Genomic DNA, 26,310 nt, shown 5'->3' with positions numbered 1-26,310 from the left:
CGGGCACGGTACCTGTCACGGGCACGGTCCCTGTCACGGTCGCGGGACTCGGCGCGGGACCCGGCGCGGGCGCTGCCGCCGCCGACGGCGGCTCCGACGGCGGCTCCGCACCCGGCACCGGTCCGGGCTCCGACGCGCTCGGCCGCGACGCCGACGCCGGGTTCGGTGCCGGTCTCGGCTTCGGTGCCGGTTTCGGTTTCGGTCTCGGCTTCGGTGACGCCCGCGACCCCTTCGACCCGGCGCCCGCGCCCACCGGGCTGCCGTGGGGCGTCGCGCTCTTCGCGATGGGCCTGGCGGTCGAGGTGTACGGGGCGTACGGCACGAGCGGCGCGCCCCTGCCGCTGCCCGGCGGGTTCCCGGGCGCCCACCCGGTCGTCCTGGCCGGATGGGCGCTCACCGCGCTGGGCCTGGCGGTCGCGGGGCCCGGCCTGGCCCACCTGTGCGGCCGGCTCGTCCAGGCGTACCGGCCGGGTGCGACCCGGCTGCTGGCCGGCCGCGCGCTCATGGACGAGTCCCGCCGTATCGGCCGACCCCTGGGCGTGCTGTGCGCGGTGGTGTCCGCGGGCATCGCGGCGGCCACCCTGTACGGGCAGCAGGACACGCGCCCCCTCGGACCGCTCACCGGGCTCGGCGCGACCCTGGTCCTGACCTGCGCCGCGGCCACGCTGTTCAGCGCCGCCCTGGAGGCACGCCAGTCCCGCGCCGGCACCACCGCCGCCCTGATCCGCCTGGGCGCCCCGGCCGGCCTGCTCCGCTCGGCCGCCGCTCTGCGCGCCGTCGCCCTCCTGGCCGTCTTCGCCCCTGTGACGTGCGCGGTGGCCGTCCTGGCGGCGATGCCGCTCAGCCCCTGACCCTGCGTTCGAACACCGCGGCTATCGTGGCCGCATGGCGCACCTTCACCGGCACGGGCACGGCCACGGACACGACCGTGAGATCGAGACACTCGAGAAGTTCGACCAGGCCGTCGCACGCGGCAGTCTCGTCGGACACCGCGTCCAGTCCGTCGACCTGACGGACCGTACGTACGCGCTGCTCTCCGCGGACACCACCGGCGCCGTGTTCCTCGGCTGCCGCATGTCGCCGGACGCGGCCGCGAAGGTGCGGGCCGACGGCGCGCTGGTGTTCCCTCCGGTACCGGACATACCGTTCGACCCGTACCGGGGCCTGCTCTACACACCTGACGAACTGTTCGCGGGCCTGGACGAGCGGCACGGCTACGACTCCACACCGGACGCCCGTACGTACGAGTGGTTCCAGCGCACGTCCCGGGACGGCGACATCTTCGCGTCGATGCTGCGGGCGGTGCACGACGACGCCATGTCGGACGCGCTGGACGAACGGCTGGCCGGGGTGCCGGTGGTCGGCGTCATGGGCGGGCACGCGATGGCGCGCGGCACCGACGCCTACGCGGGAGCCGCACGCCTCGGACGGGCGCTGACCCGGGCGGGGCTGACCGTCGCGACCGGCGGCGGGCCCGGCGCGATGGAGGCGGCCAACCTCGGCGCGTACGCCGCGCCGCACCCCGACGCGATGCTGGACGAGGCGCTGCTGCTGCTCGGCAAGGAACCGTCGTACGCCCCGTCGATCGGCGCGTGGGCGCGTGCCGCGTTCGAGGTGCGGTCGCGCTGGCCGGAGGGCGGCGACTCGATCGGCATTCCCACCTGGTTCTACGGGCACGAGCCGCCGAACGCGTTCGCCGGGCACATCGCCAAGTACTTCGCCAACGCGACCCGTGAGGACGGACTGCTGGCCCGCTGCACGGCCGGTGTCGTCTACCTGCCGGGCGCGGCGGGCACGGTCCAGGAGATCTTCGACAACGCGACGCCCAACTACTACGAGTCGCGCGGCGAGCCGACCCCGATGGTGCTGGTCAACCGCACCCACTGGACCGAGCACCTGCCGGCCTGGCCGCTGCTGCGGGCGCTGGCCGAGAGCCGCTCGATGGAACACCGCATCGCCCTGGTCGACACCGTGGACGAAGCGGCCGAGACACTGCTGCGCCTGGCCGGCCGGTAGGTCGTGGCGAGCGTCAGCGTCAGCGTCGGCGTCGGCGTCGGCGTCAGCCCAGGACGACGACCTCGTCCGGGGTGAAGGTGACGCCGACCGCCGCGCCCTGGTCCGGGGCGTCGCGCAGGGCGCACTCGGCCTCCAGGTGCGGGGCGTCCGCGTCGGCGGGGCGCAGCGTGACCGCCACGTGGTGGCCGCGGAAGGTGCGGGCCTCGACGGTGCAGCGCAGCCCCTCGGCGGGGTCGCCGAGCCGTACCCCGGCGGGGCGCACCAGGAGCCGGGCGGCGCCCTGCGGGGTGCCGGGCGGGACCGGCACCTTGCCCCACGGCGTATCGGCGGCCTCGCCGTTCACCGTCGCGGCGACCACGTTGTCGAAGCCCAGGAACCGCGCCACGAACTCGGACGCGGGCCGCTGCCACACCTCCAGCGGCGTGCCCGCCTGGGCGACCCGCCCGTCGCGCATCACCACCACCCGGTCGGCCAGCGCGAACGCCTCGCCCTGGTCGTGCGTGACCGCCAGGACCGTGGTGCCGAGGCGCCCGAACAGTCCGCGCAGCTCCGCGACCAGCCGCTCCCGCAGCCCCCGGTCGAGCTGGCCCAGCGGTTCGTCCAGCATCAGCAGCCGCGGGTTCGGGGCGAGCGCCCTGGCCAGCGCGACGCGCTGCTGCTCGCCGCCGGACAGCGCGGCCACCGGCCGCCGCCCGGCGCCCGGCAGGCCGACCAGCTCAAGCAGCTCGGCGACCCGCGCGTCCCGCCCGGCCCGGTGCACGCCGCGCATGCGCAGCCCGAACGCGACGTTCCCGGCGACGTCCCGCTGCGGGAAGAGTTGGTGGTCCTGGAACATCAGGCCGACGCCGCGCCGGTGCACGGGCACGCCCGTCTGGTCGGCGCCGCCGAGCAGGACGCGGCCCGCGTCGGCCCGCTGGAGCCCCGCGACGACCCGCAGCAGCGTCGACTTGCCGCTGCCGCTGGGCCCGAGGACGCACACGATCTCGTGCTCGGCGACCGACAGGTCGACGCCGTCGAGCGCGGCCCGCGTGCCGAACCGTACGGTCAGGCCCTCCAGTTGGAGCAGCATCGTCAGAATTCCCCCGTGCGGTCCGTGCGGACCCGTTCGAGCAGCAGCAGCGCCGCCGCGCACACCGCCATCAGGATGGTGGACAGGGCCATCGCCTGGCCGTAGTTGAGCGCGCCGGGGCGCCCGAGGAGCCGGGCGACCGCCACGGGCAGCGTCGGGTGGTCGGCGCGGGCGATGAACACGGTCGCGCCGAACTCGCCGAGCGACACGGCGAACGCGAACCCGGCGGCGACCAGCAGCGCCCGTCGCACCATCGGCAGGTCGACCTCACGCCAGGCCCGCAGCGGCGAGGCGCCCAGCACGGCCGCGGCCTCCCGCAGCCGCTCGTCCACGGCGCGCAGGACGGGCAGCATGGTCCGTACGACGAAGGGCACACCGACCAGCGCCTGCGCGAGGGGGACGAGGATCCACGCCGAGCGCAGGTCCAGCGGCGGTTCGTCCAGCGCGATGAGGAACCCGAAGCCGACGGTCACGGCGGACACGCCGAGCGGCAGCATCAGCAGCGCGTCGAAGCCCCGTACGAACCGGCCGGCCTTCCGGGTGAGCGCGGCCGCGGCGAGCCCGCCGACGACGACGGCGACGGCGGTCGCGGCCAGCGCGTACTGCAGCGAGTTCCAGACGGCTTCCAGGGGCGGGACGACGAACGTGCCGCCGCTCGCGTCGACGGACAGCAGCGCCCGGTAGTAGCCGAGCCCGCCGGCCTCGTCCAGGGAGCGGGCGACCAGCATGCCGAGGGGCAGCACCAGCAGCAGCCCGATGGAGGCGAGGACCCCGCCGAGCAGCGCCCACTGCCCGGCGCCGCGCGGCCGGTGCGCCGTGCGCGCCGGGTCGACGAGCCGCAGCGCGGCCTCCCTGCGCCGTACGGTCCACGCGTGCACGGCGAGGATGCCGGCGACGGCCGTGAACTGCACCAGCGTGAGGACGGCGGCGGTCGGCAGGTCGAGGAGCTGCGCGGTCTGCCGGTAGATCTCCGCCTCCAGGGTGCGGTAGGCGGGCCCGCCGAGGATCACGATCACACCGAACGAGGTGTACGTGAAGAGGAACACCATCAGCGTGGCCGCGGCGACCGCGGGCGCGAGCGCGGGCAGCGTGACGCGCCGCCAGGCGGTGAACCGGGACGCGCCGAGGACGCGGGCGGCCTCCTCCTGGCGCGGGTCGAGCTGCGCCCACAGGCCGCCGACGGTCCGTACGACGACGGCGTAGTTGAAGAAGACGTGCGCGAGGAGGATCGCCCACACGGTGGTGTCGAGGCGCAGGCCCCACGTCTCGTCGAGGAGGCCGCCCCGCCCGACGAGGGCGAGGAACGCGGTGCCGACGACGACGGTCGGCAGCACGAACGGCACGGTGACGACGGCCCGCAGGAGCTGTTTGCCGGGGAAGTCGAAGCGGGCCATGACGTACGCGCCGGGCAGCGCCACCAGGAGGGTGAGCGCCGTGGAGGCGAGGGCCTGCCAGGTGGTGAACCACAGCACGTCGAGGATGTCCGGCCGGCTCAGCACCTCGCCGAGCCGGCCGAACTGCCACCCGTCGTCCGTCTTCAGACCGCGGCCGACGATCGCGGCGACGGGGTACGCGAAGAAGACGGCGAAGAAGGCGGCGGGCACGAGGACGAGCGCGCCGCGCACGGCACCGCCGCGGAGGGCGCCTCGTACCCGGGCCGCTGTCCGGGTGGCTACTTCAGGACGAGCGAGGACCACGACTGGATCCACTGGTCACGGTTCTCGGCGATCTTGTCGGGAGCCATGGTCTGCGGCTTCTCGACGACGACGCCGTGCTTCGTGAACAGCTCGGGCAGCTTCGCGTCCTCGACGACCGGGTGCACGAACATGTTCAGCGGCATGTCCTCCTGGAACTTCTTGCTGATCATGAAGTCGATGAGGGCCTTGCCGCCGTCGGTGTTCCCGGCGCCCTTGAGTAGGCCCGCGAACTCGATCTGGCGGAAGCAGGTGCCGGTGGACACGCCGGTGGGGGCCTCCGCGGGCTGCGGGTCGCTGTAGAGGACCTCGGCGGGCGGGCTGGAGGCGTACGACACGACGAGCGGCCGGTCGGCCTTGGCCTGCTTGCCGCCGGCGGAGCCGGAGAACTCCTGGTTGTAGGCGATCTCCCAGCTGTCGACGACCTTGACGCCGTTCGCCTTCAGCTTCTTCCAGTAGTCCTGCCAGCCGTCGTCGCCGTACGCGGCGGCAGTGCCGAGCAGGAAGCCGAGACCCGGCGACGACCGCTCGGGGTTCTCGACGACGAGGAGGTCCTTGTACGCGGGCTCGGCGAGGTCGTCGAACGTCTGCGGCGGGGCGAGCTTCTTGTCCGCGAAGTACTTCTTGTCGTAGTTGACGCAGATGTCGCCGGTGTCGACGGGCGTGACGCGGTGCTTGTCCTTGTCGAGCTGGACGGCGTCGTCGACCCGGTCGAGGCCCTTCGCCTCGTACGGCTCGAACACGTCGTTGTCGAGGGCGCGGGACAGCAGCGTGTTGTCGACGCCGAAGAAGACGTCGCCCTGCGGGGCGCCCTTGGTGAGGACGGCCTTGTTGACGGCTTCGCCGGCGTCGCCGCTCTTGAGGACCTTCACGGTGTAGCCGGTCTGCCGTGTGAACTCCTTCAGGACGGCGTCGGAGGCGACGAAGGAGTCGTGGCTGACGAGCGTGACGGTCTTGGACGCCGCGCCGTCGGCCTTCTTGCCGCCGGAGTCGTCACCGCACGCGGTGAGCGTCGTCAGGCCCAGCACGGCGGCGACGACGCCGACGGCGGTCTTCTTGGTGGTGCTCACTGATTCCTCCTGGGTGTGACCAGGAAGAGACGCGGCCCCGCCCACCGCTCGTGAAGAGGGGTGGGCAGGGCGCAACAGCTCGAGTAACGACCGAACTCCCTACCCAGAATGACCTGGGCGAGGTTCAGAGGGTCTGCGGTCTGACGGCACCGCACTCTCAGCGCTGTGGCGCTCCCCTGTCGGAATATCCAGATGTTGTTCGAGCTCAGACTACAACGGGGCGATTTCCGGTCAGCGCTCGGCGGCGGCGAGCTGACCGCAGGCCCCGTCGATCTCCTGACCGCGCGTGTCGCGGACGGTGACCGGGACGCCGTGCGCGGCGATGGCCTCGACGAACGCCTTCTCGTCCTCGGGCCGGGACGCCGTCCACTTCGAGCCGGGCGTCGGGTTGAGCGGGATGAGGTTGACGTGCACCCTCTTGCCCTTGAGGAGCCGGCCGAGGAGATCGCCGCGCCACGCCTGGTCGTTGATGTCGCGGATCAGCGCGTACTCGATGGAGACACGGCGCCCGGACTTCTCGGCGTACTCCCACGCGGCGTCGAGGACCTCGCGGACCTTCCAGCGCGTGTTGACGGGCACGAGCGTGTCGCGCAGCTCGTCGTCCGGGGCGTGCAGGGACACCGCGAGCCGGCATTTGAAGCCCTCGTCGGCGAACCGCAGCATCGCCGGGACGAGCCCGACCGTGGACACCGTGATGCCGCGCTGCGACAGACCGAGACCGTCCGGCTCGGGGTCGGTGAGGCGGCGGATGGCGCCGACGACCCGGTTGTAGTTGGCGAGCGGCTCGCCCATGCCCATGAACACGATGTTCGACAGCCGCGCGGGCCCTCCGGGCACCTCGCCGTCGCGCAGCGCCCGCATGCCGTCGACGATCTGGTGGACGATCTCGGCGGTCGACAGGTTCCGGTCGAGCCCTGCCTGTCCCGTGGCGCAGAACGGGCAGTTCATGCCGCAGCCGGCCTGGGACGAGATGCACATGGTGACGCGGTCGGGGTACCGCATCAGCACCGACTCGACGAGCGTGCCGTCGTGCAGCCGCCACAGCGTCTTGCGGGTGGTGTCGTCGTCGCACGAGATGTGCCGTACGACGCTCATCAGCTCCGGCAGCAGTTCACCGGCGAGCTTCTCGCGGGACGCGGCGGGAATGTCCGTCCACTGCGCGGGGTCGTGGGCGTACCGCGCGAAGTAGTGCTGGGACAGCTGCTTGGCGCGGAACGGCTTCTCGCCGATCGCGGCGACGGCCTCCTTGCGCTCGGCGGGCGTGAGGTCGGCGAGGTGCCGCGGCGGCTTCTTGGCTCCGCGCGGGGCGACGAAAGTGAGTTCTCCGGGCTTGGGCATGGTGATACCAGTGTCGCAGAGATATGACGAAGGGCCCGCCGCCCTGTGGACAACGAGCCCCTCACATGCGAAACAGCAGGTCAGCCGGGCTGATCCGATGCTGATCCGGTTCATCCCGCCCCGACGAACAGCACCAGCAGCAGCCACACCACCGGAGCCGTGGGCAGCAGCGAGTCCAGCCGGTCCATGATGCCGCCGTGCCCGGGGAGGAGGGTGCCCATGTCCTTGATGCCGAGGTCCCGCTTGATCATCGACTCGCCGAGGTCGCCCAGCGTGGCGCTGACCGCGACGGCGAGGCCCAGCAGGAGCCCCTGCCACCAGCTGCCGCCGTCGATGAGGAACTGCATGCACAGCGCGCCCGCGCCCATCGCGAACGCCACCGCACCGAGCAGCCCCTCACGGGTCTTGCCGGGGCTGATCCGGGGCGCCAGCTTGTGCTTGCCGAACCGCCATCCCACCGCGTACGCGCCCGTGTCGCTGACGATGGTCAGCACCAGGAACGTCAGCACGCGCTGCGGCCCGTCGGGTTCGGCGGCCAGCATCAGCGCCACGAACGTCGCCAGGAACGGCACGTAGAACGCGGCGAACACACCGGCCGTGACGTCCTTGAGGTAGCCATCGGGCGGTTCCGTCATCCGCCACACCAGCACCGCCAGCGCGGTCAGCGCCATGGCCACCCAGGCGCCCTCGGCGCCGCGCACATACCCGGCGACGACCATCGCGGCGCCACCCACCGCGAGCGGTACGAGCGGCGCCTTGATGCCCTTGCGCTCCTGGAGCCGCGAGGTCAGCTCCCACAGACCGACGACGACGGCGACCGCTATCACGCCGACGAACACGGCCTTGACGACGAACAGCGACGCCACGATGACGGCGCCCAGGCCGACGCCGACTCCTATGGCGGCCCGCAGATCCCGGCCGGCCTGCTTCTTCTGCCTCTGCTGCTTCCGCTGCGAACGAGGCTGCGGCGCGGAGGGCTCCGGTGGTTCCGAGGGCATGGGCTCCTGCGGCATCTCATCACGGAACAGGGGACCGCTCAGCCGAGCGGCCCCCCGGTCATGGTCGTCCAGGTCCCCACCTGCGGGGACGTCGGGCACGATGGGCATGGGCCGAGTCTGCTGGGCCACCTGCTCATCATGTGCGGGACCCGCCGGGGCAGCCGGAGCGAGCCCCTGGTCGGGCGGACCCCAGTAACCGCCTCGTGGCGGAGCCCCCGAGGAAGCGTCGTTCATCAGACCTCGAGCAGCTCGGCTTCCTTGTGCTTGAGCAGCTCGTCCACCTGCGCGACGTACTTCGCGGTGGTGTCGTCGAGCTCCTTCTCCGCGCGGCGGCCCTCGTCCTCGCCGACCTCGCCGTCCTTGACGAACTTGTCGATGGACTCCTTGGCCTTGCGGCGGACGGAGCGGATCGAGATCTTCGCGTCCTCGCCCTTGCCCTTGGCGACCTTGATGTACTCCCGGCGGCGCTCCTCGGTGAGCTCGGGGAAGACCACCCGGATGATGTTGCCGTCGTTCGTCGGGTTGACGCCGAGGTCCGAGTCGCGGATCGCCTGCTCGATGTTGCGCAGGGCGGTCTTGTCGAACGGCGTCACCACGGCCATACGCGGCTCCGGCACCGAGAAGGAGGCCAGCTGGTTGATCGGCGTGAGGGCACCGTAGTAGTCGGCCACGATCTTGTTGAACATGGCCGGGTGCGCACGCCCGGTGCGGATCGCGGCGAAGTCCTCCTTGGCGACCAGGACGGCCTTCTCCATCTTCTCCTCTGCCTCGAGGAGGGTCTCTTCGATCACCACTTGCTCCTGCGTGTCTTGGGTTTGTCCCGGCGTGCTCCACGGCCGCGGAACCTGCGTCGCGTCTTCTCCCCTGCACGGTGTCCGACCGGCAGGGCTTTGTCCATCCCCGGACGGGGCGACCCGGAGGTCCCGGAGGTCAGTGCCGGGTGCCCTGGTCGCTGACGAGCGTGCCGATCTTCTCACCCTTCACCGCGCGCGCGATATTGCCCTCCGCGAGCAGTTCGAAGACGAGGATCGGCAGCTTGTTGTCCCGGCAGAGCGTGATGGCGGTGGCGTCGGCGACCTTGAGGTCGCGGGTGATCACCTCGCCGTACCCGAGAGCGTCGAACTTGACCGCGTCCGGGTTGGTCTTGGGGTCGGAGTCGTAGATCCCGTCGACCCCGTTCTTGCCCAGGAGGAGAGCCTCCGCGTCGATCTCCAGGGCGCGCTGGGCCGCGGTGGTGTCGGTGGAGAAGTACGGCATGCCCATACCGGCGCCGAAGATGACGACGCGGCCCTTCTCCAGGTGCCGTACGGCGCGCAGCGGAATGTACGGCTCCGCGACCTGGCCCATGGTGATGGCGGTCTGGACGCGGGACTGGATGCCCTCCTTCTCCAGGAAGTCCTGGAGAGCGAGGCAGTTCATGACCGTACCGAGCATGCCCATGTAGTCCGAGCGTGCCCGGTCCATGCCGCGCTGCTGGAGCTCGGCACCGCGGAAGAAGTTGCCGCCGCCGATCACGACCGCGATCTGCGCGCCGTCGCGGACGACCGCGGCGATCTCGCGGGCGATGGCGTGTACGACGTCGGGGTCGACGCCGAGACCGCCGCCGCCGGCGAACGCCTCGCCGGACAGCTTCAGCAGGAAGCGGCCGGCCTTTTTACCGGTGATGTCGTCGCTCTGTGCGGCGCCCTGGTTCATTGGAGATCTCCTCGTGCACATACGAAGAAGGCCATTGCCGGGGGTGCTGGTGTCCCTTGCGGCAATGGCCTCCTCGTCAGATCTGCGGTCGTCCGGCGCGAACGCGGACGACTGCTTCGACCCTATCGGGGTCCGGTGTCCGTCGTGTACGGACTCAGATGCCGACCTTGATGCGCGCGAAGCGCTTCAGGGTGACACCGGCCTCGTCCAGGACCTTCTGGACGGACTTCTTGTTGTCCAGCGCGTACGGCTGGCCGAGCAGCGTGGCGTCCTTGAAGAAGCCGTTGAGGCGACCCTCGACGATCTTCGGCAGGGCGGCCTCGGGCTTGCCCTCGGCGCGGGTGGTCTCCTCGGCGACGCGACGCTCGGCCTCGACGACCTCGGCCGGGACCTCGTCCTTGGAGAGGTACTTCGGGGCGAACGCGGCGATGTGCTGCGCGACGCCCTTCGCGATCTCGGCGTTCTCCTTGTCGAGCTCGACGAGAACACCGATCTGCGGGGGCAGGTCGGGCATGGTGCGGTGCATGTAGGCGGTGACGTAGCCGCCGGTGAACTGCGCGAAGCGGTCCAGGACGATCTTCTCGCCCAGGTTCGCGTTGGCCTCGTCCACGAACGCCTGGACGGTCTTGCCGGGCTCGATCTCGGAGGCGAGCAGCGCCTCGATGTCGGCCGGGCTGGTGGCGGCGACGTGGGCGGCGAGCTTGTTGGCGACGGACTGGAACTTCTCGCCCTTGGCGACGAAGTCCGTCTCGCACTTCAGCTCGACGATGACACCGGAGGTGTTGTCGTCGGCGATCAGGGAGACGACGGCACCGTTCTCGGCGGAGCGGCCCTCGCGCTTGGCGACGCCCTTCTGGCCCTTGATGCGCAGGGCCTCGACGGCCTTGTCGACGTTGCCGTCGGACTCGTCCAGCGCCTTCTTGCAGTCCATCATGCCGGCGCCGGTGAGCTCGCGGAGCTTCTTGACGTCAGCGGCGGTGTAGTTCGCCATGATCTGTGAATCTCTCTCGAAGCGAAGTCTGGAAGATCTACCAGGATCTGTGGGTGGACGGCGGGGGCTTGTGGCCCCCGCCGTCGACGACCGGACCGGTCAGGCGGGGCGCGTAACCCCTGGCCTGGTGGTCTGGACCGCTGGTCAGGCCTGCTCGGCCTCGGCGGCCGGGGCGGCCGGAGCCTCGGCGGCGGGGGCCTCCGCAGCCGGGGCCTCGGCGGCCGGAGCCTCGGCCGGCTTCTCGGCAGCCTCGTCGGCCTTCTTCTCACCCTCGAGCAGGTCGCGCTCCCACTCGGCGAGCGGCTCGCCGGCGGCCTTCTCGCCCGGCTTCACGTCACCGGTCGCGACGCCGGAACGGGCGATGAGGCCCTCGGCGACGGCGTCGGCGATCACGCGGGTGAGCAGGGTGACGGAGCGGATCGCGTCGTCGTTGCCCGGGATCTTGTAGTCGACCTCGTCGGGGTCGCAGTTGGTGTCGAGGATCGCGACGACCGGGATGTTGAGCTTGCGCGCCTCGCCGACGGCGATGTGCTCCTTCTTGGTGTCCACGATCCAGACGGCGCTCGGCACCTTCTGCATGTCGCGGATACCGCCGAGGGTCTTCTCCAGCTTGGCCTTCTCACGCGAGAGGACCAGGAGCTCCTTCTTGGTGAGGCCGGAGGCGGCCACGTCCTCGAAGTCGATCGCCTCAAGCTCCTTCAGACGCTGAAGGCGCTTGTAGACGGTGGAGAAGTTGGTGAGCATGCCGCCCAGCCAGCGCTGGTTGACGTACGGCATGCCGACGCGGGTCGCCTGCTCGGCGATCGCCTCCTGCGCCTGCTTCTTGGTGCCGACGAACATGATGGAGCCGCCGTGCGCGACGGTCTCCTTGACGAACTCGTAGGCGCGGTCGATGTACGACAGCGACTGGAGCAGGTCGATGATGTAGATGCCGTTGCGCTCCGTGAAGATGAAGCGCTTCATCTTCGGGTTCCAACGACGGGTCTGGTGACCGAAGTGGACGCCGCTCTCCAGCAGCTCCCGCATCGTGACGACGGCCATGGCCGTATCTCCTTGTTTTTCTCGGTTGTTTCCTGACGCCCCTGCGCGCTGCGCCACGAAGGACCGATGAGCGCTGCCACGCCGGCTAGGGCGGTGGCGGGGCGTGCGAAGTCGACCCGGTGACCCGAGTCGCCAGAAGAAGTGTACGGGACCTGGAGACCAGCAGGTGACGGCGCTGTCCACAACCGGCTCGTCGTCCACAGATTCGGACCATGATCCCCGCGGCCATGCCTGTTTTCGGAACGCTACGGGACATGAACGGAACCATCCTCCTGCTGGTGACGGCAGCACTGCTCGCCACGGTCACTCACGCCACGCCGCACGCGCACGGGACGTGGCAGGGCACGGCGGTCTGGCCCCTGGGCCCGCCCCGCCCGGTGATCGTGCGCCCCTGGAACCCCCCGGCGACCCCGTACGGTCCCGGCCACCGCGGCGTCGACCTGGCGGCCCGGCCGGGCACCCCGGTCCGCGCGGCAGCCGACGGCGTGATCACCTTCGCGGGGTCCGTGGCCGGCCGCGGCGTCCTGACGATCACGCACCCGTCCCCACCGGGGACACCACCGCTCCGGACCACGTACGAGCCGGTGAATCCGACAGCACCGAACGGCACCGCAGTCAGAGCAGGCCACATCGTCGCCACCACGTCACCGGCCCCGGCCTCGGCCTCCCACTGCGCAGCCACCTGCCTCCACTGGGGCCTGCGCCGGGGCACCACCTACCTGAACCCCTTGTCGCTCCTCCCCCCAGCCCTTCTACGCCGCCCTCCTTCCCGGCTCCTACCGGTGACACCGCGCATGAGTGCAGGGCTTACTCCTGCTCACTGATCAGGAGCGGTGTGGAGGCCGTGGAGGGCCAGGGCCACCGCTGTGTCGGCGATCGCCGTCGGGTCTTCGGCGGCGCCCAGTTCGATGCGGCGGACGGCCGCGTCGACGGCGCCCTGGAGCAGCATGGCGGCCAGCCTGGGCTCCTTCTGGCCGAGGTCGGCCAGGGCTTCGACGATCATGGCGATGAGGCCACCGTGTGCGGCGCGGATCTTCTCGCGGGCGCCGTCGTCGAGTTCGCCGGCGGAGATGGCGACGACGGCGCGGTGGCGGCGGTCGCCGACGAGCTCAAGCTGGCGGCGGATGTACGCCTCGACCTTCGCCGCAGGACTGGCGGCCCTTTCCATCGCGGCCTCGACCTCGGCGGCCCAGACCGGGAAGTCGACGGCGCAGAGTTCTTCGACGACCGCGGCGCGGGAGCGGAAGTACTCGTAGACCGACGACCGGGCCAGGCCGGTGCGCTCGGCGAGGGCGGGGAAGGTCAGCGCTTCCGTCCCGCCTTCGGACAGCAGGCTGCGCGCGGCGTCCAGCAGGGCGGCGCGCTGCATGGTTCGGTGCTCGGCCACGGAGGCCGCTCGAATCCTCGGCACGGCACCACTTTACGGGCGTCCGTTCGACGCCGGGGCGGGTTGTGGTGGTTTCAGCGGCCCACGTCGGCGAGCTTGGCTCGGAGCTGGAGGACGGACTTGGTGTGGATCTGGCTGACGCGGCTCTCGGTGACGCCGAGGACGTTGCCGATCTCGGCGAGGGTGAGGCCCTCGTAGTAGTAGAGGGTGACGACGGTCTTCTCGCGGTCGGGGAGGGTGTTGATGGCCCTGGCGAGCAGCCGGCGCAGTTCGCGGCCCTCGGCGACCTCGACGGGGTCGTCGGCGGCGGTGTCCTCGAGGGTGTCCATGAGCCGGTCGCCGTTCTCGCCGCCGACGTGCAGGAGTTCTTCCAGGGCGACGACGTTGGCGAGGGACAACTGGCTGAAGACGCCGTGGAGTTCCTCGACGGGGATGCCCATTTCGGCGGCGACCTCGGTTTCGCTGGGGGTGCGCCGCAGTTGGGCTTCGAGGGTGGCGTAGGCGCGTTCGACGGCTCTGGCCTTCTGGCGTACGGAACGGGGGATCCAGTCCAGGGCACGGAGTTCGTCGATCATGGCGCCGCGGATCCGGGTGATCGCGTACGTCTCGAATTTGATCGAGCGGTCGATGTCGAACTTCTCGATCGCGTCGATGAGCCCGAAGACTCCGGAGGAGACGAAGTCGGCCTGCTCGACGTTCGAGGGCAGGCCGACGCTGACCCGGCCCGCGACGTATTTCACGAGGGGCGAGTAGTGCAGGATCAGCTGTTCCCGCAGCCGCTCGTCGCCCGTGTCCTTGTACGACCGCCACAGCTCGTCGAGCGACGAGGGAGCGGGTGGCCGCACGCTGCTCCGGGCAGCGGGGGGAGCCGCTGCCCTATCGGACCCGGAGGTGTGCTGGGGCATACGTCGCCTTGAGCCGTTCTGCCGTGGTGTGCGGGGGGACGGGTGAAGGGGCTGTACTGGAAGGGGGGTGGTTGCGGTGAGCGTAGCGTGACTGGGCCGTTGCGGTGAGCGAAGGTGGGGGTATCGCCCGTTGGCGGGGGCGTACCGTCGGCCGCATCTTCGAATGGCGCCGGCGGTGCGCCGGTCGGCTGCTCCGGCGCCTGTGGGGGGACTTCGGAGGGTCATCGGGATCACCTTTTCACCCGAATGCTCCAGGTCAAGTACCGCCTCGCCGGGCGTTCGGGTGGCGGGCGGCGGTGGGGGTGAGGCGCCATCCGTCGCCCTGTCGTTCGACGTGTCCGAGGGAGTGGAGTTCGTACAGCCTGACGAGTGCGTCGTCAACGCTGGTCCCAGCGGTTGTCGCCACGTCGGGGACGGTCGTGGTGCGGCCGGGTGGGGGGAGGGCTTCGAGTACCTGTGCGGTGAGGGGGTCGAGGAGGTCGCGGGGCAGGACGGGGCCGCGTCGGGCGGGGGCGAGTTCGCCGATGGCTCCGACGAGTTCGGTGACTTCGGCGGCGTCGGTGACGAGGGTGGCGTCGCCGCGCAGCAGTTCGTGGACTCCTGCGGAGAGGCCGCTGGTGGCGGGGCCGGGGACGCCCATGGTGTGGCGGCCGAGCTGCTGGGCGTCGCGTGCGGTGGACAGGGCTCCGCTGCGGTGGGCTGCTTCGACGACGACGGTGCCTCTGGTGAGGGCGGCGATGACGCGGTTGCGGAGGATGAAGCGGCCGGGTGTGGGGTGGTCGCCGGGTGGCAGTTCGCCGATGATCAGGCCTTGTTCCGCGATACGTCGGATGAGGGCGGCGTGGCCGCGCGGGTAGGCGACGTCGACGCCGCAGGCGAGGACGGCGATGGTGGCGCCGTTCGCGCCGAGGGCGCCGCGGTGTGCGGCCGCGTCGACGCCGAATGCGGCGCCGGAGACGACGACCCAGCCTTTTTCGGCGAGGCCGGCGCCGAGGGCTGCGGCCATGTGGGCCCCGTAGGCGGTGCAGGCCCGGGCGCCGACGACGGCGACGGACCGCAGGGCCCAGTGGCGCAGGTCGGGCCGTCCGCGTACCCAGAGGCCGAGGGGGCGGGCGTCGCCGAGGTCGTCGAGTTGGGTGGGCCATTCCTGGTCGCCGGGGACGATGAACCGTCCGCCGATGGCGTCGATGGCGGTGAGGTCCTGGTGGGGTCGTGTCCGGGTGACGCGGGTGAGGAGGCCGCGGATGCGCCGTTCGCCGGCGCCGGTGAGGGAGCCGGGCCGGTACGGGTCGGCGGTGAGGCGCCGCAGGAGTTCGACGGCGCCGAGTTCTCGGAGCCAGCGTCCGCCGTGTTCGTCGCCGGGTTCGATGACGCGGCAGAGGGCGGCGCGGGCGAGGCGTTCCTCGTGGGTGGGGTTCATGGGCGGCTCTCCCCTGGGCCGTGCCGACGGGGCCGACGGTGTGGTGCGCGGGGGTGTGGCGTACGGGGGTGTGCGCGGGTCACGGGGGGCCTCCGGCGCTGATGGGGACGCCGCGGGCGATGCCGGTGCGGAGTTCGAGGGCGAGTTGGATGTCGCGGGTCTCGGGGCGGTCTCGGCCGGCGAGGTCGGCGAGGGTCCAGGCGACGCGGAGGACGCGGTCGAGGCCGCGGGCGGTGAGGAGGCCGCGTTCGATGTCGCGTTCGGCGGCGGAGAGGGCGCCGGGTGCGGGGTGCCAGCGGGTGCGCAGTTCGTGGCCCGGCACTTCGGCGTTGAGGTGCCAGGGCGTGCCGTCGAGGCGCGCTGCGGCGCGTTCGCGGGCCGTGTGGACGCGGGCGGCGACGGCGGCGCTGGTTTCGCCGGTGCTGCCGCTGAGGAGGTCGGCGCGGCTGACGGGTTCGACTTCGACACGTAGGTCGACGCGGTCGAGGAGGGGTCCGGAGAGCCGGGCCTGGTAGCGGCGGATCACGGATGAGGGGCAGTCGCAGCCGTCGCCGTGGAGGGTGTGGCGGCCGCAGGGGCAGGGGTTGGCGGCGAGCACCATGAGGAAGCGTGCGGGGAGCCGTACGACGCCTGCGGCGCGGGCCACGACGACATGTCCGGATTCCAGGGGCTGACGGAGAGCGTCGAGGGCCTTTCCGGAGAATTCGGGTGCTTCGTCTAAAAAGAGGATGCCGCGGTGGGCGAGGGAGACGGCGCCGGGGCGTGGCAGTCCGTTTCCGCCGCCGACGAGGGACTGCATGGTGGCGGAGTGGTGGGGTGCGCAGTAGGGCGGCCTGCTGACGAGGGGCTTTCCGGGTGGGAGGATGCCGGCCACGGAGTGGACCGCGGTGACTTCGAGGGATTCGCGGCGGGTGAGGGGCGGCAGGACGCCGGGGAGGCGTTCGGCCAGCATGGTCTTGCCGGCGCCGGGTGGTCCGGAGAGGAGCAGGTGGTGGCCGCCGGCTGCGGCGACTTCGATGGCGAGGCGTGCGGCGCGCTGGCCGGCGACGTCGGCGAGATCGGGTCCGTCGGCGGGGTCGGGTGCGAGTCCGGTGCCGACTCCGGCGCCGGGTACGAGGAGTCCGGCCAGTATGGCGTCGGGCCTGCCGTCGTCGGCGGGTTCTTCCTCGGGTACGGGACCGTCGGTGAGTACGGCGATGAGTTGGCGCAGGCTGCGGACGCCGAGGACGGAGACGCCGGGTACGAGTGAGGCTTCGCCTGCGGTCTGTTCGGGCACGACGACCTGGTCGTAGCCGGCTTCGGCGGCGGCGAGGACGGCGGGGAGCACTCCGCGTACGGGCCGGACGCGGCCGTCGAGTCCCAGTTCTCCGATGAGGACGAGGTCGGCGATGGTGCGTGGGTCGATGGCTTCGGCGGCGGCGAGTACGGCCACGGCGACGGCGAGGTCGAAGCTGGATCCGGCTTTGGGTACGGATGCGGGGCTGAGTCCGACGGTGAGCTTCTTCTGCGGCCATTCGGCGCCGGAGTTGACGACGGCGGCGCGTACGCGTTCGCGGCTTTCGGAGAGGCTCTTGTCGGGGAGGCCGACGAGGGTGAACGCGGCGACGCCGGGTTCGAGGTCGGCCTGGACCTCGACGACCACGCCGTCGACACCGACGAGGGCGACGGAGCAGGTGCGGGCGAATCCCATCAGGCCACCCCCCGTACGTGTTCGACGACGGGGGCGCCGCGGCGGGGCAGCAGCACGCCGACGAGGTCGATGCGGACGCCGCCGGGTGGTGGTCCGCCGTGCCGTTCGAGCCAGCATTCGGCGAGCCGCCTGAGCCGGGCCGCCTTGTCGGGGGTGACGGCGGCGAGCGGGTGCTGGAAGTCGCCGCGCCCTCCGTGTGTCCTGCGGGTTTTGACCTCGCAGACGACGACGGCGTCGCCGTCCTGGGCGACGATGTCGATCTCGCCGCCGCGTCCGCAGCGCCAGTTCCTGGCGAGGACGGCCATGCCCGCCTCGCCGAGCCGGCGTGCTGCCAGCCTTTCTCCGTACTGTCCGAGTGCCCCGGTCGCGTTCATGCGGCACCACCTCCGGTACCGACTGTGACGCCTCGGTCACTCAGTTGTGGATCTTGGTGGACAAGTCGTCCGTTGTGGAAAACCTGGCCACCCGCACGGGTGGATCAGCTGCCGGGCAGTTCGAGGTCGGTCTTGTTGAGCTCCTCGATGTTCACGTCCTTGAAGGTGAGGACGCGGACCTTTTTCACGAAGCGGGCCGGCCGGTACATGTCCCAGACCCAGGCGTCCGCCATCGACACCTCGAAGAAGACTTCGCCGTGCACGGAGTGCACCTGCATCTCGTAGTCGTTCGTCAGGTAGAAGCGACGCTCGGTCTCGATGACGTACTTGAACAGCCCGACGACGTCGCGGTACTCCCGGTAGAGCTTCAGCTCCATCTCGGTCTCGTACTTTTCGAGGTCCTCGGCGCTCATGGCATGTTCCCCTTCAGCCGTGCGTGCCCCCATTGTGCGCCAGCGGTCCGTACCCCTGGACGATTTCCGGGGACAGGACCAGCGGCGTTCGTGGGGGGCCGTCGTCGAGCAGCGTGCGGAGCAGCTCGGCGAGTCGTGTCGGGTACACCGTCTCACGGGCCGCCGACAGTTCGGCGGAGGTCCACCACCTCAGGCCCGTGACGCTGCGGGCCTCCAGTTCGGTGAGGTCGGTGCCGAGGGCGGCGGTGGTGTGTCCGGTACGGGCGAGGTAGTACCACTCGTCCTGGTTCCACTGGCGCCCGTCGAACGGGAAGGAGCAGATCCGCCGCCATACGACGGGCCCGAGGTCGACGTCGGTGATGCCGGTCTCCTCGGCGAGTTCGCGCAGGGCGGCCTGTTCGCGGGTCTCGCCGTCCTCGACGCCGCCGCCGGGCGTGAACCACCAGTTCAGGGCGGGGTCGGCCGGCTCGTACCCGTGGAGGAGCAGGATGCGGTCGTCGGGGTCGAGGAGGACGACGCGGGCGACCTTGCGCAGCTCCCCCGGCGGGAGCAGCTCGCCCGGCGGGACCAGCTCCCCCGGCGGGAGCAGCTCGCCGGGCGGGCGGCCGTCAGGGAGCGCCTGGCCGGTCGTCTCGTCCATCAGGTCCTCCTTCGGGCCCGTGAGCGGCCGAGGAGCTTCGCCAGGGGCCCGTACGCGGCTCCGCCGAGGATCAGGGCGGCGCCGCCCGCGACGGCCCATGCGAGGGGCTCGGCGGGCCCCGGCCGCGAGATGCCGCCGGGGAGCGCGGCGAAGCCCTGGGGCCGATCCACGAGCCCGCCGAAGGGCCACACGACGGCGTCCACGCGCCCGGTGACCGTGCTTCTGGGTACGGAGCCCTGTCCGGGTTCCTTGAGGTGGACGCGGGAGTCCTGTGAGGAGCCGCGCTGGTCGCCGAGGAGGAAGAGGTGCCCGTCCGGCACGGTCGCGGAGAAGCCCGTCGGTGAGGCGGTCTTCCCGCCGCCCCAGCCCTGGTGGCGCAGATACGGTTCTTCGACGGGAGTGCCGTTGACCGTGAGGCGTCCGTCGGCGTCGCAGCAGGCGATCGTGTCGCCGCCGATCCCGACGACCCTCTTGATCATCGGGGCGTTGGCCCAGTCGGTGTCGGTGAAGACGACGACGTCGCCGCGCCGGACGTCCGCCCCGTCGATGCGCTGGGCCAGCACGCGGTCGCCGGACATGACGGTGGGGGTCATGGAGTCGGTGGGCACGGTGTACGGCTGGTAGACGAGGGCGCCCCAGACGAATCCGCCGAGGAAGAGCAGACAGCCGACGGCCACGGCCAGTCCAGACAGCGCGCTGCCGAGACGGCCGTGGCCGTCCGTACGTTCCGTACGTGTCGTTCCGCCCATCCCAGCGCTCCCGCCTCAGCAGATCGATGACCTGGGACGGAACCCTACCCGCGGGTCACCGCACGGCGGTATGCCCGTCAGGCGTCCCGCTCCGCGAGCAGGCGCCGTCGCCACAGGACGACGGGGAGCGCGCCGGCGAGGCCGAGGGCTCCGGGGCCCGCGGTGGCGACGGCGGCCGCGGCCAGCCCGGTCCGCTCGAAGACGTCCGGAACGGGCAGGGTCGACCAGCGGCCGATCGGCCAGGCGACGACGATGGCGCGGCCGACGACTTCCTTGTTCTCGATGGTGCCGTTGCCGGGGAGCTCCTGGTGGTAGCGGGAGTCCAGGGAGTTCTGGCGGTTGTCGCCCATCACCCAGATCCGGCCGTCCGGGACCTTGATCGGTCCGAAGGGCTGGTCGTCGCACGGTGTGGAGCCCGGGTACAGGTAGCCGGTCTCGTCGAGCTCCTTGCCGTTGACGTGGACCTTGCCGCCCCGCTTGCACTCGACGGTGTCGCCGCCGACGGCGATGACGCGCTTGATGAGGTCCTGCTGGTCCGCGGACGGCATGAGGCCGATCTGGCTCAGGAACCACTGGAGCGCGTTGGGCTCGGGGGCGGGTTCGTTGAGCCAGCCGCCCGGGTCGTGGAAGACGACGACCTCTCCGCGCTCGGGTTCGGAGCCGAACCACGGGGTCAGTTTGTCGACGAGGACCCGGTCGCCGCGCTGCAGCGTGTTCATCATCGACTCGGAGGGGATGGAGAACGCCTGCACCAGGAACGTCTTGATCAGCAGCGCGAGGAGCAGCGCGATGCCGATGAGCAGCGGAAGTTCCTTCCAGAAGGAACGCTGTTTCCTGGGCTGCGGCTCGTCGCCACTGCCGTCGTCGCCGTCGCCGTCGGCTCCTCCGCCGCCGCCCGTCCTGTCGTCGTCCACGCTGTCGCCCTCGGCGTTCTCCGCGCTGTGCGCCCCGTCAGCACGTGCCTGGCTGCCCGCGCCGCCCGCGGGGGGGCTTCCTGCCGGTCCGGGGGATCGCTCAGCGAGCTCTTCGCGCCCCTTCTCCGGCTCGTCGCGTCCGGATCGTGCGCCGACCGCCAGATCCCCCACATCCACTCCTCAGTCCGTGCTCTTGCCCGCCCCCGAAGCAGGGGAAGGCCCATCACTCCCATAACGAGCGGGAGTTCCGCAGGGGTCGGGAGCCGTATCGATCCATTCGGATGCCGAGAGGACACACTATGCGACGCACCGGTCGTCGTCGCGGTGGCGGGCGGCGCGTCCGGTACCGAGCCGAACACGTCGCGCTGCTCCAGGCCGCTCCAGTGGTCGAAGGGCCAGGCGATGACGACGGCACGGCCGACGACCTCGTCCTCCGGGATGGTGCCGTGGAACTCCTCGTCCAGGTGGAAGCGCGAGTCCGCGGAGTCGGAGCGGTGGTCGCCGAGCACGAACAGCCGCCCCGGCGGGACCGTCACGTCGAAGGGGATGGTCGATGGCGCGTTGCCGGGGTGCAGGTACGGCTCGTCGAGGGGTACGCCGTTGACGCTGACGCGTCCGCTGTCGTCGCAGCACTTGACGGTGTCACCGCCGACGGCGACGACCCGTTTGATCAGGTCCTGTTCGTCGTCGGACGGGAGCAGGCCGATGGTGGTCATGGCCTGCTTGACGTGTCTGACGACGACGGGGTCCTCGTCCTGCGGGGTCTGTTCCGCCTGGAGCCAGCCGCCCGGGTCCCTGAAGACGACGACGTCGCCGCGCTGCGGCCGGCTGCCGAACCAGGGGGTGAGCTTGTCCACCAGGACCCGGTCGTCGACGCGGATCGTCTGTTCCATGGAGCCGGACGGGATGACGAACACCTGGACCAGGAACGTCTTGAGGACGAGGGCGATGAGGACGGCGACGGTGATGAGGAGCGGTATCTCCTTGATCGCCGAGCGCCGGCGGCGCCGTTTGACCTTGCGGGCGAGCCTGCGCCGCTCGGCGCGCCCGGGCAGCGGCCGGGTGCCGTCGGTGGGGCGGGATCCGGTGGGGAGCCGCGTGTCGGAGCGGTGGCCCCCGCGCCGGCCGCGGCTACCCATGGCCTCCGCCCGTCGCGGAGGCGTGCGGCGCTCGCGGTACGGAGTCGAACGCGTCGGTCGGGCTGATGCCGGACCAGCGGGAGGCGGGCCAGCCGATCCAGTCGGCGCGGCCGATCACCTTGTCGACGGGGACCATGCCGCCGCCGGGGCTGCCGAGGTGGTCGCGGGAGTCGCGGGACTGGCTGCGGTGGTCGCCCATCACCCACAGCGTGCCGGGCGGTACGACGATGTCGAAGGGCACCTGGGACGGCGGGTTCCCGGGGTACAGGTACGGCGTCTCGTCGACGGGTGCTCCGTTCACCTCGATCCTGCCCTCCTTGTCGCAGCACGTCACACGGTCCCCTCCGACGCCGACGACGCGCTTGACGAAGTCGGTGTCGGCGGGCTCCGCGAGGCCGAGCGCCGCGGCGGCGCCGCGCAGGAGCCCGGTGACGGGGTTCTCCTCGGGAACGTCCCGGACGAACGATCCGGTTCCGTCGAAGACGATGACGTCACCGCGGGCGGGCTGGGCGCCGAAACGGTACGCCAGCTTGTTCACGAGCAGCCGGTCGCCGACCTGGAGGGTGGGCTGCATCGATCCGCTGGGGATCTGGAAGGGCTGGACGACGAACTGGCTGACGAGCAGGAGGGCGACGGCGCAGATGAGGCCGATCAGGCCGCTGGTGCGCCAGGAAAGCGCGAAGCGCGGCCTCTCCTCCGTACGCGTGTCGGCGTCGGGGGAGAGGTCGCGCTCCGTGTGCTGTGCTTCGGTGTCCAGCTGTGCTTCGGTGTCCATTGGGGCCAGAGCCTAACCGGCCGCCCTGTGAGGACTCATCCGAAGCGTGAGCGGGCGAGAGGAGCCGGGGCTCAGTTCTCGCGCTTCTCCTTGATCTTGGCGGCCTTGCCGCGCAGCTCACGGAGGTAGTACAGCTTGGCGCGGCGGACGTCACCACGGGTGACGAGCTCGATCTTCTCGAAGATCGGGCTGTGCACCGGGAAGGTGCGCTCGACGCCGACGGAGAAGGAGACCTTGCGGACCGTGAAGGTCTCGGAGACGCCCGAGCCCTGGCGGCGGATGACGACACCCTTGAACTGCTGGATACGGGAGCGGTTGCCCTCGATGACGCGAACGTGGACGTTCACGGTGTCACCGGGACGGAACGCCGGGATGTCGGTCCGCAGGGACGCGGCGTTGACGGCGTCGAGCACGTGAGACATGTGTGTCTGCTTCCTCACTGATGCCACAGGTCATCAGCGGCAACTAGAGATGAGTTTCGGTGGCTGTCCGTCGGGGGCGGCGTCGTGTCCCCCTGTGGCAGGGGCGCCGGCCGGACGTACAGCAGCGGTCTATTCTTCCACGGCCTCGGGCCTGCGCCAAAATCGGCCGCCGGGTTCGGGTGCCCAGCCCAGGATGGAGAGGATCTCGCGGTCCTTCTTGTCGAACGCGGAGGCGTCGCAGCGTTCGATGAGGTCGGGCCGGTGGCGCGCGGTGCGCCGGAGCGCCTCGTCGCGCCGCCAGCGGGCGATCTTGCCGTGGTGGCCGCTGAGGAGGACGTCGGGGATGCCGCGGCCGCGCCACTCGGGGGGCTTGGTGTAGACGGGGCCTTCCAGCAGGTTGGCCATGGCGCCGGGCGCGAAGGAGTCGTCGCGGTGGGACTCGGCGTTGCCGAGGACGCCGGGCAGGAGCCGGGCCACGGCCTCGGTGATCACCAGGACGGCGGCCTCTCCCCCGGCGAGCACGTAGTCGCCGATGGAGACCTCGTATACGGGCATCCGTGTCGCGTACTCGTCCATGACGCGGCGGTCGATGCCCTCGTAGCGGGCGGGCGTGAAGATCAGCCAGGGGCGCTGCGACAGGTCGACGGCGACTTCCTGGGTGAAGGGGCGGCCGCTGGGGGTGGGGACGACGAGGACGGGGCCGTGGGCGCCGGACTCGTATCCGTCGGCGAGGGTCTCGTCGAGGGCGTCGCCCCAGGGGTCGGTCTTCATGACCATGCCGGGGCCGCCGCCGTAGGGGGTGTCGTCGACGGTGCGGTGCCGGTCGTAGGTCCACTGCCGCAGGTCGTGGACGTGGACGTGGAGCTGTCCACGCGCGCGTGCCTTGCCGACGAGGGAGACGTTCAGCGGGTCGAGGTACTCGGGGAAGATCGTGACGACGTCGAGCCGCATCAGCGCCCGCCCTCACCGCTGTCGCCGGCCTCGGTCTCCGGCTCGGTGCCGGTCGCCTCGTCGCGGGCCGAGGCGATCTCGGCGCGGTCGTCGATGAGGCCGGGGGGCGGGGAGATGACCGCCTTCTGCTCGACGAGGTCGACGTCGGTGACGATCTCCTCGACGAACGGGATCATGACCTCGCTGCCGTCGGGCCGTTCCACGATGAACAGGTCCTGGGAGGGCAGGTGCGAGATCTCGGTGATCCGCCCGACCTCGGTGCCGTCGGCCAGGACCACGTCGAGGTCGATCAGCTGGTGGTCGTAGTACTCGTCCGGCTCCTCGGGGCGCTCGTCCGGGTCGACGTCGGCGATCAGCAGCGTGTTGCGCAGCGCCTCGGCGGCGGTCCGGTCGTGTACGCCCGCGAAGCGGAGCAGCAGGCGGCCGCTGTGGACGCGGCCGGTCTCGATGGTCAGGGGCCCGGCGGCGGCCGGGTCGGTGGCCAGTACGGCGCCGGGTGCGAGCCGCAGCTCGGGCTCGTCCGTACGTACCTCGACGGTGACCTCGCCCTTGATGCCGTGGGCGCGGCCGATCCGTGCGACTACCAGCTGCACTTTCTGAACTCTCCTGTCGTACGACGACGGGCCGGGGTGGGCCGCAGCCCTCCCCGGCCCGTGCGCCGGTGTTCAACTTTGCTCAGCGGACCTGGTCCACGTCGACGAGGTCGACACGGACACCGCGGCCGCCGATGGCACCCACGACCGTACGCAGTGCGCGCGCGGTGCGGCCGTTGCGGCCGATCACCTTGCCGAGGTCGTCGGGGTGGACCCGGACCTCCAGCACACGTCCGCGGCGCAGGTTGCGCGAGGCGACCTGCACATCGTCGGGGTTGTCGACAATGCCCTTCACGAGGTGCTCGAGAGCCTCCTCGAGCATGCTCAGGCCTCGGTCGACTCGGTGGACGCGACCTCGGCCTCGTCCGCCTTCTTGTCGGCCTTCTTGGCCTTCGGGGTGATGGCCTCACCCTTGGCCTCGTCACCCTCGATCGCCTTGGCGAACGCCTCGAAGGAAGCGCGCTTGTCTTCCTTGGTGGCCGGGGCGAGCAGCGGCTTCTCCGGGGCCGGCAGACCCTTGTGCTTCTGCCAGTCGCCGGTCAGCTTCAGGATGGCGAGAACCGGCTCGGTCGGCTGGGCGCCGACGGACAGCCAGTACTGCGCGCGCTCCGAGTCGACCTCGATGCGCGAGGGGTTCTGCACCGGGTGGTACAGGCCGATCTCCTCGATGGCCCGGCCGTCACGGCGGGTGCGGGAGTCGGCGACGACGATGCGGTAGTGAGGCGAACGGATCTTGCCCAGACGCTTCAGCTTGATCTTGACTGCCACGGGTGTGGTGTCTCCTGGTCTTGACGTGGTGGGGCACAACGAGATGCCACGTGGGGTTGCGGTACCCGAGTGCCCGATGGACGCGTCAGCCGTAGGAGAGAGGGGTCCTGTTCGACTGTCGAGTACAGCTAGCCATTGTGCCACACCCGGCGGGGCCGTCCCGTCCCGGGGTCAGCGGGCGCTCATCGTGCGGCGCCCACCGTCTCCGGGATGCGGAAGGGCTTGCCGCACCCGCCGCAGACGATCGGCGCCTGGGCGAGGACGGACGGGACGACCCGTACGTTGCGGCCGCAGTCGCACACCGCCTTGACCCGTACGCCGCCGCCCGACGAGCCGTGCCGGGCGGCCGGTCCGCGGAAGGAGCGCTTGGTGTCGGCGGCGGTGGCGGCCGTGTGCGCCTTGAGGGCGCGCTGCAGCCGCTCGATCGTCGGCCGGTAGCGGCGTTTCGCCTCGGGGTTGAGCGTGACCAGGGAGAAGCCGCTGCTCGGATGTGGCTCCTCGGAGTGGTCCAGGCCCATCTCCTCGGCGATCGCCAGGAATCGGCGGTTGTGGTAGCGGCCGGCGCGCGAGGTGTCGCGGACTCCGCGTGCGGCGGCGATGCCGTGGACTGCCTCGTGGAGCAGTCGCTCGAAGGAGAGCTCGGCGCCGCAGGCGGACGACGACTCTCCGATCAGGGACTCGGGCGCGGCGAGATCGGGCAGCTCGGGGTGGTACCGCTGAATGTCGGCCCACGCCTGTGCCAGTTCTGCGGCGAGGACAGGTGGTGTCGTGCTCACGTCGTGATTAACGAGCCGGGGAGCCGTCGGGTTCCATTCCGGGGCATCCCAAATAATTTGCACGTACCCGTCAGTTGCGGTGGTTGTGTCCCGACGGGGGCCAGTGCGCTGATCTGCGGAGAAGCCACACAGCTCACCTCAAGGTGGTACGTAGCGGCGCGCCCTGGCCGGTCGCGCCCGGCAGCGCACGCCCCGGCGCGCGGGGACTTCCCGGGCGCCGCCGTACGGGATGCCGGACATGGCGCCCCGTCGCGGAGGCGACAGTACCCGGGTGGCGTAGGCCGCGGGGCACCGGCCCGGCTGGCATGGCGGGATCCGCTCGGCGGCTCCACTATGGGAGGTGGTTCGTGCCGGGCCAGGGGGCGCACGACCGGGGCACGCAAGCATTGCGCCCCAACCCCTGGACGCGGGGGCGGATGCGGAGTTCTCTGGCTTCACGGAAGTGCGGCGCACGCACACGGGGGCTGTCAATCAGGGCACGG

General features: G+C 71.3%; 27 protein-coding genes, 2 pseudogenes and 1 riboswitch. Of the genes and pseudogenes, 3 read left to right on the top strand and 26 right to left on the bottom strand.

What is annotated here, in order from left to right; genetic code table 11:
• Both HTZ82_RS12120 and HTZ82_RS12115 read left to right on the top strand, forming a co-directional pair.
• Nucleotides 1-851: pseudogene (locus HTZ82_RS12120) on the top strand (hypothetical protein); the annotation flags it as partial.
• A 34-nt stretch (nucleotides 852-885) separates the two neighbouring features.
• Complete coding sequence (locus HTZ82_RS12115) at nucleotides 886-2,016, top strand: LOG family protein (protein WP_175409355.1); 1,131 nt, start codon at nucleotides 886-888, stop codon at nucleotides 2,014-2,016.
• A gap of 43 nt (nucleotides 2,017-2,059) precedes the next feature.
• Here HTZ82_RS12115 and HTZ82_RS12110 read toward each other — a convergent pair whose 3' ends face one another.
• The 9 genes from HTZ82_RS12110 to rpsB form a co-directional block, all read right to left on the bottom strand.
• Complete coding sequence (locus HTZ82_RS12110) at nucleotides 2,060-3,085, bottom strand: ABC transporter ATP-binding protein (RefSeq protein ID WP_175409354.1); 1,026 nt, start codon at nucleotides 3,083-3,085, stop codon at nucleotides 2,060-2,062.
• A gap of 2 nt (nucleotides 3,086-3,087) precedes the next feature.
• Complete coding sequence (locus HTZ82_RS12105) at nucleotides 3,088-4,782, bottom strand: ABC transporter permease (RefSeq protein WP_375540804.1); 1,695 nt, start codon at nucleotides 4,780-4,782, stop codon at nucleotides 3,088-3,090.
• A complete protein-coding gene (locus HTZ82_RS12100; RefSeq protein WP_175409352.1) occupies nucleotides 4,758-5,849 on the bottom strand; it encodes a thiamine ABC transporter substrate binding subunit in 1,092 nt (363 codons plus the stop codon). Before HTZ82_RS12100 ends, HTZ82_RS12105 begins: the two co-directional genes overlap by 25 nt.
• Before the next feature lie 78 nt (nucleotides 5,850-5,927).
• Nucleotides 5,928-6,037: riboswitch (TPP riboswitch) on the bottom strand.
• Between the two features lie 43 nt (nucleotides 6,038-6,080).
• The gene (rlmN, locus tag HTZ82_RS12095; RefSeq protein WP_175409351.1) at nucleotides 6,081-7,187 is read right to left on the bottom strand and encodes a 23S rRNA (adenine(2503)-C(2))-methyltransferase RlmN; all 1,107 of its coding nucleotides are present in this window, start codon (nucleotides 7,185-7,187) and stop codon (nucleotides 6,081-6,083) included.
• A gap of 110 nt (nucleotides 7,188-7,297) precedes the next feature.
• Nucleotides 7,298-8,419, bottom strand: coding sequence for a phosphatidate cytidylyltransferase (locus tag HTZ82_RS12090; protein ID WP_175409350.1), 1,122 nt, complete (start codon nucleotides 8,417-8,419; stop codon nucleotides 7,298-7,300).
• The gene (gene frr, locus HTZ82_RS12085) at nucleotides 8,419-8,976 is read right to left on the bottom strand and encodes a ribosome recycling factor (RefSeq protein ID WP_175409349.1); all 558 of its coding nucleotides are present in this window, start codon (nucleotides 8,974-8,976) and stop codon (nucleotides 8,419-8,421) included. The genes HTZ82_RS12090 and frr overlap by 1 nt, the downstream gene beginning before the upstream one ends.
• A gap of 139 nt (nucleotides 8,977-9,115) precedes the next feature.
• Complete coding sequence (gene pyrH / locus HTZ82_RS12080; protein ID WP_175409348.1) at nucleotides 9,116-9,880, bottom strand: UMP kinase; 765 nt, start codon at nucleotides 9,878-9,880, stop codon at nucleotides 9,116-9,118.
• Between the two features lie 154 nt (nucleotides 9,881-10,034).
• Entirely contained in the window at nucleotides 10,035-10,871 is an 837-nt protein-coding gene (gene tsf / locus HTZ82_RS12075) for a translation elongation factor Ts (protein ID WP_175409347.1), read from the bottom strand.
• A 144-nt stretch (nucleotides 10,872-11,015) separates the two neighbouring features.
• Nucleotides 11,016-11,912, bottom strand: coding sequence for a 30S ribosomal protein S2 (gene rpsB / locus HTZ82_RS12070; protein ID WP_175409346.1), 897 nt, complete (start codon nucleotides 11,910-11,912; stop codon nucleotides 11,016-11,018).
• Between the two features lie 212 nt (nucleotides 11,913-12,124).
• Between rpsB and HTZ82_RS12065 the strand changes: the two genes are divergently transcribed.
• On the top strand, nucleotides 12,125-12,736 hold the full coding sequence (locus HTZ82_RS12065; RefSeq protein ID WP_175409345.1) for a peptidoglycan DD-metalloendopeptidase family protein: 612 nt from the start codon (nucleotides 12,125-12,127) through the stop codon (nucleotides 12,734-12,736).
• Here HTZ82_RS12065 and HTZ82_RS12060 read toward each other — a convergent pair.
• The 17 genes and pseudogenes from HTZ82_RS12060 to HTZ82_RS11980 all read right to left on the bottom strand — a co-directional run bounded on the left by HTZ82_RS12060 (nucleotide 12,730) and on the right by HTZ82_RS11980 (nucleotide 25,828).
• Nucleotides 12,730-13,299, bottom strand: coding sequence for a TetR family transcriptional regulator (locus HTZ82_RS12060; protein ID WP_175409344.1), 570 nt, complete (start codon nucleotides 13,297-13,299; stop codon nucleotides 12,730-12,732). The two genes, HTZ82_RS12065 and HTZ82_RS12060, sit on opposite strands and share 7 nt — an antisense overlap.
• Before the next feature lie 74 nt (nucleotides 13,300-13,373).
• Nucleotides 13,374-14,204 carry an RNA polymerase sigma factor WhiG gene (whiG, locus tag HTZ82_RS12055; RefSeq protein WP_175409343.1) on the bottom strand — a complete coding sequence of 277 codons (831 nt, stop codon included), beginning with the start codon at nucleotides 14,202-14,204 and terminating at the stop codon, nucleotides 13,374-13,376.
• A gap of 256 nt (nucleotides 14,205-14,460) precedes the next feature.
• Complete coding sequence (gene dprA / locus HTZ82_RS12050; RefSeq protein WP_175409342.1) at nucleotides 14,461-15,624, bottom strand: DNA-processing protein DprA; 1,164 nt, start codon at nucleotides 15,622-15,624, stop codon at nucleotides 14,461-14,463.
• Between the two features lie 79 nt (nucleotides 15,625-15,703).
• On the bottom strand, nucleotides 15,704-17,314 hold the full coding sequence (locus tag HTZ82_RS12045) for a YifB family Mg chelatase-like AAA ATPase (RefSeq protein ID WP_175409341.1): 1,611 nt from the start codon (nucleotides 17,312-17,314) through the stop codon (nucleotides 15,704-15,706).
• Nucleotides 17,314-17,688 carry a YraN family protein gene (locus HTZ82_RS12040; protein ID WP_175409340.1) on the bottom strand — a complete coding sequence of 125 codons (375 nt, stop codon included), beginning with the start codon at nucleotides 17,686-17,688 and terminating at the stop codon, nucleotides 17,314-17,316. The genes HTZ82_RS12045 and HTZ82_RS12040 overlap by 1 nt, the downstream gene beginning before the upstream one ends.
• A 104-nt stretch (nucleotides 17,689-17,792) precedes the next feature.
• Nucleotides 17,793-18,101 carry a DUF2469 domain-containing protein gene (locus HTZ82_RS12035; protein ID WP_071264879.1) on the bottom strand — a complete coding sequence of 103 codons (309 nt, stop codon included), beginning with the start codon at nucleotides 18,099-18,101 and terminating at the stop codon, nucleotides 17,793-17,795.
• Between the two features lie 13 nt (nucleotides 18,102-18,114).
• A complete protein-coding gene (locus HTZ82_RS12030) occupies nucleotides 18,115-18,741 on the bottom strand; it encodes an NUDIX hydrolase (protein ID WP_175409339.1) in 627 nt (208 codons plus the stop codon).
• Nucleotides 18,741-19,490: a signal peptidase I gene (lepB, locus tag HTZ82_RS12025; RefSeq protein WP_175409338.1), complete on the bottom strand. Its 750-nt coding sequence runs from the start codon at nucleotides 19,488-19,490 to the stop codon at nucleotides 18,741-18,743. The genes HTZ82_RS12030 and lepB (HTZ82_RS12025) overlap by 1 nt, the downstream gene beginning before the upstream one ends.
• A 77-nt stretch (nucleotides 19,491-19,567) precedes the next feature.
• Nucleotides 19,568-20,404 (bottom strand): signal peptidase I, encoded by an 837-nt coding sequence (gene lepB, locus HTZ82_RS12020; protein ID WP_375540805.1) that lies wholly within the window; start codon nucleotides 20,402-20,404, stop codon nucleotides 19,568-19,570.
• 75 nt (nucleotides 20,405-20,479) lie between these two features.
• A pseudogene (gene lepB, locus HTZ82_RS12015) lies at nucleotides 20,480-21,543 on the bottom strand (signal peptidase I); the annotation flags it as partial.
• Entirely contained in the window at nucleotides 21,536-22,300 is a 765-nt protein-coding gene (lepB, locus tag HTZ82_RS12010) for a signal peptidase I (RefSeq protein ID WP_254711796.1), read from the bottom strand. The pseudogene lepB (HTZ82_RS12015) and the gene lepB (HTZ82_RS12010), both read right to left, overlap by 8 nt.
• A gap of 89 nt (nucleotides 22,301-22,389) precedes the next feature.
• Nucleotides 22,390-22,740 carry a 50S ribosomal protein L19 gene (gene rplS, locus HTZ82_RS12005; protein WP_175409335.1) on the bottom strand — a complete coding sequence of 117 codons (351 nt, stop codon included), beginning with the start codon at nucleotides 22,738-22,740 and terminating at the stop codon, nucleotides 22,390-22,392.
• A gap of 129 nt (nucleotides 22,741-22,869) precedes the next feature.
• A complete protein-coding gene (gene trmD, locus HTZ82_RS12000; protein WP_175409334.1) occupies nucleotides 22,870-23,691 on the bottom strand; it encodes a tRNA (guanosine(37)-N1)-methyltransferase TrmD in 822 nt (273 codons plus the stop codon).
• A complete protein-coding gene (gene rimM / locus HTZ82_RS11995; RefSeq protein WP_175409333.1) occupies nucleotides 23,691-24,284 on the bottom strand; it encodes a ribosome maturation factor RimM in 594 nt (197 codons plus the stop codon). Before rimM ends, trmD begins: the two co-directional genes overlap by 1 nt.
• Before the next feature lie 82 nt (nucleotides 24,285-24,366).
• The gene (locus HTZ82_RS11990) at nucleotides 24,367-24,606 is read right to left on the bottom strand and encodes an RNA-binding protein (protein WP_014176063.1); all 240 of its coding nucleotides are present in this window, start codon (nucleotides 24,604-24,606) and stop codon (nucleotides 24,367-24,369) included.
• Between the two features lie 2 nt (nucleotides 24,607-24,608).
• A complete protein-coding gene (gene rpsP, locus HTZ82_RS11985) occupies nucleotides 24,609-25,052 on the bottom strand; it encodes a 30S ribosomal protein S16 (RefSeq protein ID WP_175409332.1) in 444 nt (147 codons plus the stop codon).
• 182 nt (nucleotides 25,053-25,234) lie between these two features.
• Nucleotides 25,235-25,828, bottom strand: a complete 594-nt coding sequence (locus HTZ82_RS11980) for a hypothetical protein (RefSeq protein WP_175409331.1) — start codon at nucleotides 25,826-25,828, stop codon at nucleotides 25,235-25,237.
• Between the last annotated feature and the right edge of the window lie 482 nt (nucleotides 25,829-26,310).

The sequence above is a fragment of the Streptomyces sp. TRM64462 genome, assembly GCF_013362995.1.
Lineage (GTDB): Bacteria > Actinomycetota > Actinomycetes > Streptomycetales > Streptomycetaceae > Streptomyces.
Note: the sequence above shows the minus strand (reverse complement) of the source record. Positions and strands in the feature narration are given on the sequence as shown.